8 protein-coding genes are annotated in these 16,519 nt (G+C 36.7%); 5 read left to right on the top strand and 3 right to left on the bottom strand.

Translation table 11 applies throughout. The annotated features are described in order from the left end of the window. The first annotated feature begins 67 nt into the window (after positions 1-67). Positions 68-2,911 carry a metalloprotease gene (locus SJY23_RS12165; RefSeq protein WP_396596550.1) on the top strand — a complete coding sequence of 948 codons (2,844 nt, stop codon included), beginning with the start codon at positions 68-70 and terminating at the stop codon, positions 2,909-2,911. A 182-nt stretch (positions 2,912-3,093) separates the two neighbouring features. Then, positions 3,094-5,502, top strand: coding sequence for a thiamine pyrophosphate-dependent enzyme (locus tag SJY23_RS12160; RefSeq protein ID WP_396596549.1), 2,409 nt, complete (start codon positions 3,094-3,096; stop codon positions 5,500-5,502). Between the two features lie 103 nt (positions 5,503-5,605). Here the strand turns inward: SJY23_RS12160 and SJY23_RS12155 are convergent, their stop codons facing one another. Continuing rightward, positions 5,606-7,654, bottom strand: coding sequence for an HD family phosphohydrolase (locus SJY23_RS12155; RefSeq protein ID WP_396596548.1), 2,049 nt, complete (start codon positions 7,652-7,654; stop codon positions 5,606-5,608). A gap of 139 nt (positions 7,655-7,793) precedes the next feature. Between SJY23_RS12155 and SJY23_RS12150 the strand changes: the two genes are divergently transcribed. Together SJY23_RS12150 and SJY23_RS12145 are read left to right on the top strand one after the other, a co-directional pair. Next, entirely contained in the window at positions 7,794-8,975 is a 1,182-nt protein-coding gene (locus SJY23_RS12150) for an acetyl-CoA C-acyltransferase (protein WP_396596547.1), read from the top strand. Between the two features lie 15 nt (positions 8,976-8,990). Then, the gene (locus SJY23_RS12145) at positions 8,991-9,740 is read left to right on the top strand and encodes a C40 family peptidase (RefSeq protein WP_035337042.1); all 750 of its coding nucleotides are present in this window, start codon (positions 8,991-8,993) and stop codon (positions 9,738-9,740) included. 79 nt (positions 9,741-9,819) lie between these two features. On the opposite strand, the gene SJY23_RS12140 is transcribed toward SJY23_RS12145, so the two are convergent. Both SJY23_RS12140 and gyrA read right to left on the bottom strand, forming a co-directional pair. Beyond that, positions 9,820-11,076: a tetratricopeptide repeat protein gene (locus SJY23_RS12140; protein WP_035337044.1), complete on the bottom strand. Its 1,257-nt coding sequence runs from the start codon at positions 11,074-11,076 to the stop codon at positions 9,820-9,822. A 62-nt stretch (positions 11,077-11,138) separates the two neighbouring features. After that, positions 11,139-13,685, bottom strand: a complete 2,547-nt coding sequence (gene gyrA / locus SJY23_RS12135) for a DNA gyrase subunit A (protein WP_035337046.1) — start codon at positions 13,683-13,685, stop codon at positions 11,139-11,141. Between the two features lie 251 nt (positions 13,686-13,936). On the opposite strand from gyrA, the gene SJY23_RS12130 reads away from it, so the two are divergent. Continuing rightward, on the top strand, positions 13,937-16,489 hold the full coding sequence (locus SJY23_RS12130) for an ATP-dependent Clp protease ATP-binding subunit (protein ID WP_396598123.1): 2,553 nt from the start codon (positions 13,937-13,939) through the stop codon (positions 16,487-16,489). Positions 16,490-16,519: the final 30 nt, after the last annotated feature.

Below are 16,519 nucleotides of genomic sequence, written 5' to 3'. Positions count from 1 at the left end.
AAAACTACATATAACAGTAAAACAAAAACAGCTTTTTCTATTACAAATTAACACATCCCTTTTCTAGTTGAGACAAACCCTAAAATCTCTGTATGCTTTTATCTCATTGCTTCTCTTAAGTGTAGGAGCCACGAGCCAGCATACAATGGAAATTAATGCACAATTGATTCCAGATGAACGGTCTATACATCTCAATCATACTATCACAATTACAAATACGTCTAGTGATATATGGACAGATATATACTTAACAGATTGGGCTCATAGTTTTTCTAGTAAAACCACACCACTGGCAAAGAGGTTTTCTGATTCTTTTGATAAGAAATTTCATCTTGCACCTGATAGTGATCGTGGTTTTACTAAAATGACTTCTATTGCGGGTCAAGAAACAATACTTCAATTTACAAGACCCAAAAGACATCCTGATATTATCAAGGTCTTATTACGTGAACCACTATTACCAGGTGATTCTATAAGAATGACACTTGATTATACAGTGGTACTTCCAGATGTAAAATTTACAGACTACGGGATTGCTAGAAATGGTGATTACAACTTGAGATATTGGTTTGTTACACCGGCCGTATATAATAATGGCTGGGAGTACTATAGCAATAAGAATCTTAATGATCGCTATTTTCCTCAAACAGACATCCGTTTACAATTTTCTATTCCCAAAGGATATGAATTAGTCACAGATCTTGAGCAAAATGATATTTCAAGCTCTCAGTACCCGGGTGAAAAACTTACGGTGCTCACAGGGAAGAGTAGAACAGATGCTAAGATTTTCTTGCTTCAAAACTCTGACTATGAAGAGGTTCAAACAGACTATGTAAATATTGTATCAAATCTACATGATTACAGAATCCCCGCCCCCTTAAGAGCGCTAATATCTGACCGAATTGCAGGTTTTCTACATAAAGATTTAGGCCCATATCCTTTTGATAAAATTCTTGTAACAGATCTTGATTATAAAGAACAACCAGTATATGGACTTAATCAACTACCTAGCTTCATAAGCCCGTTTCCTGATGGGTTTCAATATGAAATTAAGCTTCTCAAGACTACGATTAACAATTATGTAAACAATACACTTCTAGTTAACCCCAGAACAGACAGGTGGCTCATAGATGGTATTAAAGTCTACATATTACAAAACTACATGGACACTTATTATCCTGACCTTAAGGTTGTAGGTTCCTTAGAAAAATACTGGCTTGTGCGACAGTTCTATGCATCAGAGCTTGAATTTAATGATCAGTTTAATATTTTATCTACTCATATTTCTAGATTAAATCTTGACCAGCCACTGGACACTCCGTATGATGAGCTTATCAAGTATAATAAGAATATAGGGACTTCATACAAAAGTGGCGTAGGGCTTAATTACCTCAATGATTACATAGGAGATAATAGACTTGATGAGATCATTAAGAATTTTTACCTAAAATATAAGTCTCAACCACTCACATCATCACAGTTTGAAAAAGAAGTCAATGCTCAAATTAACAAGGATGTAGATTGGTTTTTTAAAGACTACATAACTTCTAATAAAAGGATAGACTACGCTTTAAAAAATTCTAAAGTTAAAGGTGACTCTATTTATGTAGATGTAAAAAAGAAAGAGCGTCGCTCCTCTCCTATCTCTGTTTATAGCTTCAAAAATGATAGTCTAACAAGCAAGCGCTGGGTTTCAGGTACTCAAAAAACAGAAACACTTGTTTACTCAAATGAAGAAGCAGATAGATTTGTTTTAAACTATGAAAACATTATTCCAGAAAATAATCTGAGAAACAACTATGAGAAACCTCGAGCATTTTTAGGTATAGACAAGCCTCTACAGCTCAAATTTCTACAAGATTTTGAAAATCCGGCAAAAAATCAGTTGTTTGTAATGCCTGTAGCTGAGTTTAATATATATGATGGATTTATTCCTGGTATTACTCTTTATAATAAAACATTGCTAACCAAAGCACTTAATTATAAGATTGAACCACAAATAGGTTTAAAATCGAAAAAACTAATAGGTAGCGCATCGATATCTTATAGGCATGACTATCAAAATCAAGGGTTGTATGCATTGAGATATGGTATTTCGGGAAATCGATTTTCTTACGCCCCAGATTTATTATTTACCAGGGTTACTCCTTTTGTTAATTTATCTTTTAGAACTTCCAACCTTAGATCAGATAAGCGTCAGAGTGTATCTGCTCGTTTTGTGAGTGTACAAAGGCAAGAGGATCCACTTGTTGCATTGCCTACCCCTAACTATGATGTACTAAACTTAAGATATAGAAGATCAAACCCTGGAATTATTCATACATTAAATGTTGCGGGTGATGTACAATTTGCCAAAAACTTTGGAAAAGTATCTGGTAATATATTTTACAGAAGACTTTTTCTTAATAATAGACAGTTGAATGTAAGATTATTTGGTGGTGTATTTACTTATAATAACACACAAGCAGATGGTGATTTTTTCAGTTTTGCGCTAGATAGACCAACAGATTATTTATTTGATTACAATTATTATGGAAGATCTGAAGATAGCGGTCTATTCTCTCAACAAATCATTATAGCCGAAGGCGGTTTTAAGTCGCAGCTAGATGATGTGGCCCCTGTATTTGCAAATGACTGGATGTTTACCGCAAATGCCAGTACAACACTATGGAAGTACTTTTATGCGTATGGAGATGTGGGAGTTGTTAAAAATAAGAAGGCAAATGGAAAGCTGGTGTACGACTCAGGAATACAGGTAAGCTTACTCGATGACTACTTTGAACTTTACTTTCCATTATATTCTAATTTGGGTTGGGAAATTGGCCAGCCTAACTATGATCAAAAAATTAGATTTCAACTACAAATAAGCTTTGATACCGTGATAAGACTTTTTTCACGAAAGTGGTATTAAAGATTCTCAAAAACCACGGTTTATGTTGTCATATTCTTAATAGAATCACAAAATATTGCCTTTTATTGAAAATAGCTTCTATTAAATCAACTTATAATGCGAAAATTATAAGTATTTAACGCACTTACATATTGCATTATGGGTATGTTTTGGCTATTTTTACAGACAAATCTTTTTAACATATGGCAATTACTTCTAATACCAAAGCAGCATTATCTTACGATGACTTTAAAGAATCTGTTCTTGAAGACTATCGAATCGCTGTTACTAGTAGAGAATGTAGTCTTTTAGGACGTAGAGAAGTTCTTACAGGGAAGGCAAAATTTGGAATTTTTGGTGATGGAAAAGAACTACCACAGCTTGCCTGGGCACGCGCTTTTAAAAATGGTGACTTTAGATCTGGATATTATAGAGATCAAACATTTATGATGGCTATAGACCACTTGTCTATAGAAGAGTTTTTTGCCGGTTTATATGCACATACTGATATAGCATTTGATCCTATGAGTGCTGGAAAGCAGATGGGTGGTCACTTTGCAACGCATAGTCTTGATAATGACGGTAACTGGAAAAACTTACTTGCTCAAAAGAATTCAAGCTCAGACATCTCTCCTACTGCTGGCCAAATGCCTAGACTATTAGGTCTTGCACAAGCCTCTAAAGTATATAGAAACGTTGCAGAAACTCAAAAAGAAAACTTCTCACACAATGGTGATGAAGTTGCTTGGGGTACAATAGGTAATGCAAGTACAAGTGAAGGTTTATTCTTTGAAACTATTAATGCCGCAGGTGTACTTCAAGTACCTATGGTAATAAGTGTTTGGGACGATGAATACGGAATTTCTGTTCATGCTAGACATCAAACTACAAAGGAGAGTATATCTAAAATACTTGCTGGCTTCCAAAGAGACGAAGAAGATAACGGGTACGAAATCATTAAGGTCAATGGGTGGGATTATCCAGCTCTCGTAGATGCATATGAACGTGCTGGAAAAATTGCTCGTGAAGAGCACGTACCAGTATTAGTTCATGTTGTTGAGCTTACACAGCCTCAAGGACACTCTACTTCTGGATCTCATGAACGCTATAAAGACCAAGATAGATTACAATGGGAGCGTGAAAATGACTGTAATGTACAATTCAGAAAATGGCTTATTGACCAAGGTCTAGCTACAGATGAGGAACTTACTGTTATAGATAAAGATCTTAAAAAGAAAGTGCGAGATGGCAAGAAAGCTGCTTGGGAAGCATTTTTAAGACCTATTAAAACTGAAAAGGAAAAAATCACATCAATACTTGAAGGACTTGTAAAAACCTCAAGTAATGGAAGTTTTATAAAACCACTGCTTGAAAAACTAGTAGAGAACAAGGAATCTCTTAAATGTGACCTGCTTAGTACTGCCCGTAAGGCTTTGCGCCTCACAATAGGAGAGCAATCTGATTTTCATGCAGAACTTGCAGCATGGATTGATAATTATATAGCGACAATCCAACCTCAATACAGCGCACACTTATATAATGAAAATGGAAATGGTGCGACTTCAATAGAAGGTGTTGCCCCTACTTACGGTGAAGAAAATCTTGTAGATGGCCGTGTAATTTTGAGAGATAACTTTGATGCTATCTTTAGCAAATATCCTAATACACTTGTTTTTGGAGAAGATGCTGGAGCCATTGGTGACGTAAACCAAGGCTTAGAAGGAATGCAAGAGAAATATGGCGAGCACAGAGTTGCAGATGTAGGAATACGTGAAGCAACGATACTTGGTCAAGGAATAGGAATGGCTATGAGAGGCTTGCGCCCTATCGCCGAAATTCAATACCTTGATTATATTTTATATGCTATCCAGATTATGAGCGATGATCTCGCATCATTGCGTTACAGAACTCATGGTAAGCAAAAAGCACCACTTATTGTAAGAACACGAGGACACCGCTTAGAAGGAATCTGGCACAGTGGATCGCAAATGGGAGCAATCGTGCACCTTTTGAGAGGTATGTACATTCTTACTCCTCGTAACATGGTTAAGGCTGCTGGTTTTTATAACACACTATTAGAAAGTGATGAGCCTGCACTAGTTGTAGAATGCTTAAACGGTTACCGATTAAAAGAAAACTTGCCAACGAACATAGGAGAATTTAAGACTCCAATAGGGGTTGTCGAGACTGTAAAAGAAGGAACAGATATTACGGTTCTATCTTATGGAAGTACATTACGTATTGTAATGGAAGTTGCAAAAGAACTTTTAACCGTAGGTATCAATGTCGAAGTAATTGATGCCCAATCATTATTGCCATTTGACCTTAATCACGATGTTGTTGAGAGTATAAAAAAGACAAATCGTTTTATAGTCATAGATGAAGATATGCCAGGTGGAGCTAGTGCTTACTTACTTAATGAGGTATTAAATGAGCAAGATGCATACAAATATCTTGATAGTAAACCAGAGACGTTGACTGCTAAGGCTCATAGACCTGCTTACGGAACAGACGGAGATTACTTCTCTAAGCCATCGGCAGATGACATATTTGAGAAAATATACAGTATGATGAATGAAGTAAACCCTTCAAATTTTCCTACATTGAGATAGAACAACTCAGATTAAAATATAAAACGAGATACATTAATTTGTATCTCGTTTTTTTATGCTTTCGCGAAAGCGTAATAACCCAACAAACTGAATTAACAATTACCTACTCTGGATATTCAATCCTGAGGTGATAAATGTTATTAAGCTTCTTTTTAAGTACTTTCTTAATCTGCTGAATTTCTTTGAACGTAATATTTGCGTTAAGAAACTGTCCTTCATCCATTTGTTTTTTAATAATCTTTTCAACAAATGCGTCAATAAGCGTTGATGTTGGATTTTTAAGACTCTTGGAAGCAGCCTCCACACTATCTGCCATCATAAGTATCGCAGTTTCTTTACTAAAAGGTAATGGTCCTGGATATTGAAAATCTGTAATTAATGTGTCTTCATTAATTTCCTTCTCTTTAAAGTAAAAATATTGCACCGTACTAGTACCGTGATGCGTGCGTATAAAATCTATAACTCTGTCAGGTAAATTATATTTACGAGCGAGTTCAATACCATTAATCACGTGATCTATGATAATACGCGCGCTTTCTTTTGGTGATAAATCATCGTGACTATTAATTCCTGTAGCTTGGTTTTCTGTAAAATCTGTAGGGTTTTCTATTTTCCCAATATCGTGATAAAGTGCTCCTACCCTAACTAGCATGGCATTTGCACCTATTTCATTTGCTGCTGCTTCAGATAAGTTTGCTACATTAAGACTATGGTGAAAAGTACCTGGAGCTTCATCTGCAAGACGCTTGAGAAGTTTTGAGTTAGTATCTGATAATTCTAATAATGAAACATCACTTACCAAGCCAAAGATCTTTTCATAAATATAGATGAGGGGCTGTACAAACAATGTTGCCAGGCCAGCGAGTAAAAACATTCCGAAGTCTTCCCACTGCAGTCCCTCCATTCCACCTTCACTTATAATATTAAATGCAAAATATGCTAGAATATAAATGAGTGTAATTTGACCAATTGATATAAAAAGATTTGCTCTTTTATATAGCTCGGGTATAGTTAAGATAGTCACGATACCCGCAATGACTTGTAAGAAAAAATATTCAAAACTATCTGGCACAATAAACCCTAGTAATAGTATTGCAATTACATGTGTAAAAAGTCCCAATCGAGCGTCAAAAAAGGCTTTGATAATGAGTGGTAGTATACACATAGGGACAGCATATACATACTGAGGACTCCACTTTACAACTATCGTTGTAAGAAGTACCATCACTAGAACATTAAAAAATATAAAGGTTACTTTAGTATTATTTAAAAATACAGAAAGTCTATAAGTTCGTATAAAAAGAAGCAACATTACGAGTGCTAGGAGCACTAACAAGATGTATCCAAAGAGCACCCAATTATAACGCGAATCACTTATGTTTTGCGACTCATATTTGGCTTTTAGAGATAGTAATTTTTGTAAATTATCTCCTTCTACGAGCTGACCTCTTGCAATCACAATACTTCCCTTAGGCACTATATTGCGTGTTTCTGAAATCTGACTAAGCTCAATATCGAGAGTTTCTTTAGTGAGAACTTCATCTAGAGAAACATTTGCTTCTAGCCCATCAAAATATAGCTGAAGAAATTTATTAGAATACGCTGCGTAAGCGCCATTCTCAATAACAGACGTGAGATTATCTGTTACATTATTAAGCACAGAAATTTGGTTCAACCTCATTTCAAACACTTCATTTCCTTTTTTAATGAAGATGAGACGACTAGAATCATAGACAGGTTTATTTTTTATAACCCCAGTTTTGTAAACTCCTTTTAGCAAATTACTCCCATATCTTCTCAATTCTGCTTTTGGAAATTGGTAATCAATACTATCAGGAAATACCTTATCAAAATTTTCATCATAAGATGCTATGATGTTGTCTACAATGTCTTGATTATAATTAAAGTACACTGCAGATTGTGATTTTACTTGACTACGCTCTTCTTCAAGTTCTGTGGCACTTTTAAGAATGGCAAAATCTTCATCTGCATATAGATTTTCATATTGCCATGGAAAACCTTTTTGAATCTCATATTGGAATTTCCCGCTTTTTGGGAAGAAATAAACAATAAACCCTGCACAAATAAAGACAAGCAAGAGCTTGTAGATGAGATCTTGATGTTTATAAAACTTTTGTGCGGTGCTGCTCATAGGGTTGTCTAGTATGAAGCTAAAATACTAAATTAATATCGCTTGATATACCACTTAGACCGTCGCTATAGATTCTAAAATCTTCAAATTTTCCTTACATTCGCAAGAGAAAATTTTAGTACTTCAAACACACAAATATATGAGTAAGAACGTTGTTATAGTTGCGGCTGCGCGCACACCGATAGGGAGTTTCATGGGAGCTTTATCCTCTGTTACTGCCAGTAAACTTGGATCAATCGCTATAAAAGGTGCTTTAGATAAAATTAACCTTGACCCAGCACTTGTAAGTGAAGTTTACATGGGTAACGTGGTACAAGCTGGTGTAGGTCAAGCACCTGCAAGACAGGCTGCGATAGGAGCAGGAATTCCTATAACGGTACCTTGTACGACAGTAAATAAAGTATGCGCTTCAGGAATGAAAGCTGTAATGATGGCTGCTCAAGCCATTGCACTAGGAGATGCAGATATTGTAGTTGCTGGTGGGATGGAAAATATGAGTCTTATTCCTCATTATGTTCAATTACGTAATGGACATAAATTTGGACCGCAAACTATGGTAGACGGCATGCAAAAAGACGGTCTTGTAGATGCTTATGATGGTAACGCGATGGGTGTATGTGCAGATGCATGTGCAACTGAATATAAATTCTCACGTGAAGATCAAGATGCTTATGCTATCCAATCTTATAAGCGTAGCGCTGCTGCTTGGGAAGCTGGAAAGTTTGATAATGAAGTAGTACCAGTACCGGTACCACAAAGACGTGGAGATGATGTTATCGTATCTCGCGATGAAGAATTTACAAATGTAAAAATGGAAAAAATTCCTGCTTTACGTCCAGCGTTCTCAAAAGACGGAACCGTAACTGCTGCAAATGCATCTACTATAAATGATGGTGCTGGTGCTGTAATCGTAATGAGTGAAGAAAGAGCAAAAGAGCTCAACCTTACTCCTCTTTGTACTATAAAAAGTTATGCAGATGCTGCACATGAGCCAGAGTGGTTTACTACTGCACCATCAAAAGCATTACCTAAGGCCCTAGCAAAAGCAGGTGTAGCTCAGAGCGATATTGAGTTTTTTGAGTTTAATGAAGCATTCTCTGTAGTAGGTCTAGCAAATATGAAAATATTAGGCTTAACAGACGAAAATGTAAATGTAAATGGAGGAGCAGTATCTTTAGGACATCCATTAGGATGTAGCGGAGTGCGTATTCTTATTACACTTATGAATGTATTGAAGCAAAACGATGCAACACTAGGTGCTGCCGCAATTTGTAACGGTGGTGGAGGTGCCTCTGCTATGGTAATAGAAAATTATAAATAAGAATAGTTATACCCTATGCGATACGGTATTTGCCAGCTTAGTATAGTCCCTATGCGCGCCGAACCTTCAGATCCTAGCGAACTTGTAAACCAAGTTCTATATGGTGAACATTTTAAGGTTGTGGAGCAACGCAAGCAATGGAGCCGTATTAAACTTTCTCATGACAAATATGAGGGATGGATTGATAATAAGCAATACATAGAGATTAGTGAAGAGGAGTACGCTTTCGCGAAAGCGCAACAAGCAACACTAACCACTGATCCTGTACAATTTATTACAACAGAACATAATCAACTACTCACGGTAGTATTAGGTTCTTCTGTTGAAAATATTGCGCTTCTTAAAGATTCTTATGATGGTAATAGTCACACTGGAAAAACCTCCAGAACGCAGCTTGTGGAAACAGCACTACTCTATCTTAAAACTCCGTATTTATGGGGTGGTAGGACAACCTTTGGTATAGATTGTAGTGGTTTTACTCAAATGGTATATCGACTTAATGGCTTCGTTCTAAAAAGAGATGCTTCACAGCAAGCAACACAAGGTGAGGCATTAAGTTTTATAGAGGAAAGTGAACCTGGTGATCTAGCCTTTTTTGACAATGCCGAAGGGTTAATTACCCATGTAGGTATTATCATGGAAGATAATTATATCATACATGCTCATGGAGAAGTGAGAATTGATCGATTAGATCATTCTGGTATTTATAATGTTCATAAAGGTATACACACTCACAAATTGAGAGTTATTAAGAAAATTATCTAGATAAGATTAATATTATACTATCTAACAAAAAAAAGCCACTCAAATGAGTGGCTTTTTTGTTTTATAAAAGATAGAAGACTTAGTTTCCTCCTTCTAATTTCTCAATGTTTGCTTTCATTGCATCTGCCTTAGATGTTTCACCTAGTTGCTCATAGATTCCGTAAAGAGATCTTGCTACATCAAGGTAATCAGGCTTTGCTGCTAATGCTTTTTCTAAGTAAGGAACAGCATTCTTGTAAACATCCTGACGTTTAAGTTTTAAAGCATCATACTTGTCATAGTCTGCTTTTGAAGTTCCTAAACTGTTCATCTCATCCACAATTGCACGCTCATCAGATAAGATAAGAACAGCAATGTTATTATAAGCTGCAGCATATGTAGGATCAAGCTCAACAGCCTTCATGTAATATTCCTTTGCCTTTTCCTTATTTCCTTGCTGATCAGAACTTACACCTAAGTTATATAGTAACTCTGGATTGTTTGGGTCTTTCTCAAGAACCTTAGCAATTACTTCTTGATACTTATCCATTTTCTTCATCTTAAGGTAGATATCTGCCTCAGAACGTAATAATAAGATGTCATCTGGATTCTCTTTACGAGCATCTGCCATTGCAGCAAGTGCCTTTTCATTTTCATTCTTAGAAATATAGATAAGTGCAATATTTTTTGCTATTTCTGCACTTTTAGAATCTCCTAACTGCTCTTCTGGTTTTACGTGTGTTTTTGCAAGTACCTGAAGATCTCTTTCTTGTTTGCTTGGAAAATTTTCAACCTCGCTTGTCTCAACATTAGTTGCTACATAAGATACTTCTCTTCCTTGAAAACCTAAGTTTTTAAGTTGCTCATAATAACCTAATGCAGTATCATAATCTTTACCGTTGATTGCATTTGATGCAGCAAAGTATAAGTAAACTGTATCCTTTTTACTTAGGTTGTATGCTTTTTCAAGTTTTGTTGCTGCGCTGGCATAATCTTGACCGTTTTGATCTGCTACAGCACCATTGATATAAGCATTTGTAACATTTGCAAGACCTGCTTCTGCTTCTTTACTGTACTTAGTATCTCGTAAATCTCCAAAAGCCATTGCTGCTTTCTCAAGATCTGCTGGATCTTGATTATCTACTCCTAAATATGCTTGAGCCTTTAGAAGCATAAACTTCTCTTTTGTTTTCTCATCCATATTAGCTGTTAGAGCTTCGGCAGCTCCTAGTAGCGTTTTTGCCTGAGTATAGCTACCAGACTTAATTGCCTTCTCTATAGCTTTTACTTCCTTTTTCTGTGCAAATGCCATCGATGTTGCGGCAAGTGCTATTGCTAAAAATAGTTTACTTTTCATTGTAATGGTTTAATTAATATAAGGGTTTCAAAATTACTCTTTTTTTCTCAACCCTTATGTTTCTATTCTTCTTCTTCAGAAGAGTTTTCGTTTTGGGTTGTTTCTGAAGCAGTTGTCCCTCCTTCTACCGGAGTTCCATCTACTGTGTCATCTTCATCATCTATATCGTCCTCATCACTTTTTACTTTCGCGACAGCGGCAATAGAATCGTTTCCTTTAAGGTTGATAAGTCGTACTCCTTGTGTTGCACGCCCCATAACTCTTAGTGAAGCTACTTCCATTCTTATAGCGATACCTGACTTATTGATAATCATAAGATCATCTGCATCAGTAACGTTTTTAATAGATACTAGTTCTCCAGTCTTTTCGGTAACAGAGATTGTTTTTACTCCTTTACCTCCACGGTTTGTAATTCTGTAATCTTCAAGACTACTACGCTTACCATACCCTTTTTCTGAAACAACTAGGATATTACTTTCTGTATCATTTACAGACACCATTCCTACTACTTCATCTTCATCATTAGCAAGAGTTATGCCACGAACACCAGAGGCGTTTCTTCCCATAGGTCTCGTCTTACTTTCCTCAAAGCGTATTGCCTTACCAGATTTAAGCGCAAGCATCACTTGACTCTCTCCTGTTGTAAGCTTTGCAGATAGTAGCTCATCATTGTCCTTAATAGTAATCGCGTTGATACCATTAGTACGAGGACGTGAGTATTGCTCTAGCGCTGTTTTCTTCACTTGTCCTTTTTTGGTCGCCATAATGATGTAGTGATTATTTATATAATCTTCATCTTTAAGGTCTCCTGTACATACAAATGCTTTTACCTCGTCATCTTGCTCTATATTAATAAGGTTCTGGATAGCTCTACCTTTTGAAGTCTTACTTCCTTCTGGTATTTCAAATACACGCATCCAGAAACATTTACCCTTTTGTGTAAAGAATAACATATACTGGTGGTTAGTCCCTACAAATAGATGTTCTAAGAAATCTTCATTACGAGTAGTAGATGCTTTTGTACCTACTCCTCCTCTATTTTGAGTTTTGTATTCTGTAAGTGATGTACGTTTTATGTAACCAGCATTTGAGATAGTAATTACTACCTTTTTATCTGGAATAAGATCTGTGATGCTTACATCACCTCCTGCATACTCTATAATAGAGCGACGCTCATCTCCATACTTATCTTTTATTTCTTGAAGCTCTTCTCTAATGATAGACATACGACGCTCCTTCTTTGCAAGGATATCTTTTAAGTCTTCTATAGTCTTCATTATCTCTTCGTACTCACTACGTAGTTTGTCTTGCTCCAGACCTGTAAGCTGGCGTAAACGCATCTCTACAATAGCCTTTGCTTGAATCTCTGAGAGTTTAAAACGCTCTATTAAGTTTTGTCTCGCCTCATCACCATTTGCACTTGCACGTATGATGGCAATTACTTCATCTATATTATCTGAAGCAATGATAAGACCTTCTAATATGTGAGCACGAGCTTCTGCTTTTTTAAGCTCAAACTCTGTTCTTCTCACTACTACCTCGTGGCGGTGCTCAACAAAGTGGTGTATCATATCCTTAAGATTTAACATCTCAGGACGTCCGTTTACAAGAGCAATGTTATTTACACTAAATGATGATTGTAGTGCCGTGTACTTATATAACTTGTTAAGTACGATATTTGGGATAGCATCACGTTTTATAACATAAACGATACGCATACCATTACGGTCTGACTCGTCACGTATGGCAGATATACCCTCGATCTTCTTATCGTTGATCATATCGGCCGTTTTCTTAATCATATCAGCCTTATTGACTTGATATGGTATTTCGGTCACAATGATACACTCTCTACCCTTTACTTCTTCAAACTCTGCCTTTGCGCGCATTACAACACGACCACGCCCTGTTTTAAAAGCCTCACGTACTCCGTCATAACCATAAATCGTTCCTCCGGTAGGAAAATCTGGAGCCTTTACGTGCTCCATAAGTTCATCTATAGTAACGTCATTATTATCTATGTAAGCGTGTATACCGTCTACAACTTCAGAAAGGTTGTGTGGTGGCATATTAGTCGCCATACCCACAGCAATACCAGATGCACCATTTATAAGTAACCCTGGTACACGTGTAGGTAATACGGTAGGTTCTTTAAGTGTATCATCAAAGTTAAGTTGGTGATCTACTGTGTCTTTTTCAATATCTGCAAGCATATCTTCAGATATCTTGCGCATTCTAGCCTCGGTATAACGCATTGCTGCTGGGCTATCACCATCTACAGACCCAAAGTTACCTTGACCATCTACAAGCATATAACGTAAACTCCACTCTTGAGCCATACGCACCATTGCATCATATACAGAGGTGTCGCCGTGTGGGTGATACTTACCTAGTACCTCTCCTACTATTCTTGCAGATTTTTTGTGAGCACCACTCGCTCGTATTCCTAACTCATGCATTCCGTAAAGAACACGACGGTGTACTGGTTTGAGACCATCACGTACGTCAGGTAGTGCACGTGATACGATAACTGACATCGAGTAATCGATGTAAGCAGATTTCATTTCATCTTCAATATTAATCGAGATCAGCTTTTCTCCTTCAGCCATATATAAATTGATTAGATTTTATGTCAAATTTTTACTAGCTAGCAATGTAGTGATTTTGGAGGGTTTTTATGGGGGTACGCTTTCGCGAAAGCGCACTTTTTATCAACAAATTTTAACAAAGTCTCTTAATAACTACCCAAAGGCCTTAAAGGCAAATTGTCAGGTATTTTTGGTAATTTGGACTAATGACTTTAAGCGGAATGATTTTTGAACCAGTTTGCTTAAATTTACCTAAGAAAGAGAAGATAGATATGGACGATAATTTTTCACCAAGAGTAAAAGATGTGATTGCTTATAGTAAAGAGGAGGCCTTAAGATTAGGTCATGACTTTATAGGTACAGAGCACTTACTACTTGGTTTGTTAAGAGACGGAAGCGGTAAAGCAATCGATATTTTAGGAGCTTTAAATATAGACTTAGAGCACTTGAGACGCAAGGTTGAGATACTAAGCCCAGCAAACCCCAACTTGAACTTACAGAGTAATGATAAGAAGAATTTACATCTTACTCGCCAGGCAGAGCGAGCACTCAAGACCACATTCTTAGAAGCAAAGCTCTTTCAAAGTTCATCAATAAATACGGCTCATTTATTATTATGTGTTTTACGTAATGAAAATGATCCTACCACAAAACTGCTCAATCGACTTAAAGTAGATTATGACAGTGTAAAAGACCAATTTAAACTAATGATGGCAAACGAAAGCGATGAATATATAGAGCCTATTAAATCAGAATCATTTAGTGATGATGCCGATAATAGCGATGAAGGATCAAAAGAAAATCCTTTTAATAGCCCTACCACGCCTAAAGGAGGAAAGAAAAGTAAAACTCCGGTTTTAGATAACTTTGGACGTGATCTTACTGCAATGGCAGACGAGGGTAAATTAGATCCTGTAGTAGGTCGTAGTAAAGAGATTGAGCGTGTATCACAGATATTGAGTAGGCGTAAGAAAAATAACCCTCTCCTTATTGGTAAGCCTGGAGTAGGTAAATCTGCCATAGCAGAAGGACTTGCTCTACGTATTGTACAACGTAAGGTATCTCGTATCCTTTTTGACAAACGTGTGGTTACTCTTGATCTTGCTAGCCTTGTAGCTGGAACAAAGTATAGAGGACAGTTTGAAGAGCGTATGAAAGCCGTGATGAACGAGCTTGAAAAGAATGATGACATTATCTTATTTATAGATGAGATACATACCATTGTAGGGGCTGGAGGAGCAACAGGATCTCTTGATGCTTCAAATATGTTTAAACCTGCTCTCGCTCGAGGCGAAATACAATGTGTAGGTGCAACAACGCTTGATGAATTCCGCCAGCACATTGAGAAAGATGGTGCTTTAGAGCGACGTTTTCAAAAAGTAATTGTAGAACCTACGTCTGTAGAAGAAACGATTGAGATATTACAAAATATTAAAGGTAAGTATGAAGAGCACCATAATGTCTCATATACAGATGAGGCACTTGAAGCGTGTGTAAAACTTACTAATAGATATATGACCGATAGATTTCTTCCAGATAAGGCTATAGATGCTCTAGACGAAGCAGGATCTCGCGTGCATATTACTAATATTGATGTTCCTAAAAAGATTTTAGAATTAGAAAATAAGCTAGAAGAGGTAAGAGAACTCAAAACCTCTGTGGTAAAGAAGCAGAAATATGAAGAGGCTGCAAAGCTGCGCGATGATGAGAAAACCTTAGAAAAGGAACTTGCAATCGCTCAAGAGCGCTGGGAAGAAGACGCAAAACTTCACAAAGAAGAAGTGTCTGAAGAAAATGTTGCTGATGTAGTAAGTATGATGACAGGAATCCCTGTCAACCGTATTGCACAAACAGAAAGCAATAAACTTGCAGAACTACCAGCAACAATAAAAGAAAACGTAATAGGTCAAGATGAGGCTGTAAAAAAGGTTGCAAAAGCAATACAACGTAACAGAGCTGGATTAAAAGACCCTAACAAACCTATCGGTTCATTTATATTCTTAGGTCAGACTGGTGTAGGTAAAACGCAACTTGCAAAGGTTCTTGCAAAAGAGCTTTTTGATAATCAAGATGCACTCATCCGTATTGATATGAGTGAGTATATGGAGAAGTTTTCTATCTCAAGGCTTGTAGGAGCGCCTCCTGGATACGTAGGATACGAAGAAGGTGGTCAACTCACAGAAAAAGTAAGACGTAAGCCTTACTCTGTGGTTTTACTAGATGAGATAGAAAAAGCGCATCCAGATGTATTTAATATGTTACTGCAAGTGCTAGATGATGGTTTCTTAACAGATTCTCTAGGCCGTAAGATAGATTTTAGAAATACTATTATCATAATGACCTCAAACATCGGGGCAAGGAAGCTTAAAGACTTTGGTCAAGGTGTTGGATTTGGTACTGCTTCACGTAAAACGCAAGCAGATGATAATGCAAGAAGTATTATACAGAATGCCCTTAAAAAGGCATTTGCACCTGAGTTTTTAAATCGTGTTGATGACGTAGTAGTATTTAATGCATTAGAGCGTGAGGATATCCATAAGATTATCGATATCGAACTTGCAAAACTATATACTAGAATTAAAGGTCTAGGATATGATTTAACACTTAGTGAAAAAGCAAAAGATTATATAAGTGATAAAGGTTTTGATAAGGAATATGGGGCACGACCACTTAAAAGAGCTATTCAAAAATATATAGAAGATGCACTAGCCGAGGAGATAATTAATTCTCAATTAAAAGAAGGTGATAGCATATTTATGGATTTTGATGAGAAGAAAGACGAACTTATAATCGATATCAAAAAGGCAACCCCTACAGAGTCGTAGGTAACGCTAAGGGTTTATAATTATTTCCCC

This window comes from Dokdonia sp. R86516 (assembly GCF_044596715.1).
GTDB lineage: Bacteria > Bacteroidota > Bacteroidia > Flavobacteriales > Flavobacteriaceae > Dokdonia.
Note: the sequence above shows the minus strand (reverse complement) of the source record. Positions and strands in the feature narration are given on the sequence as shown.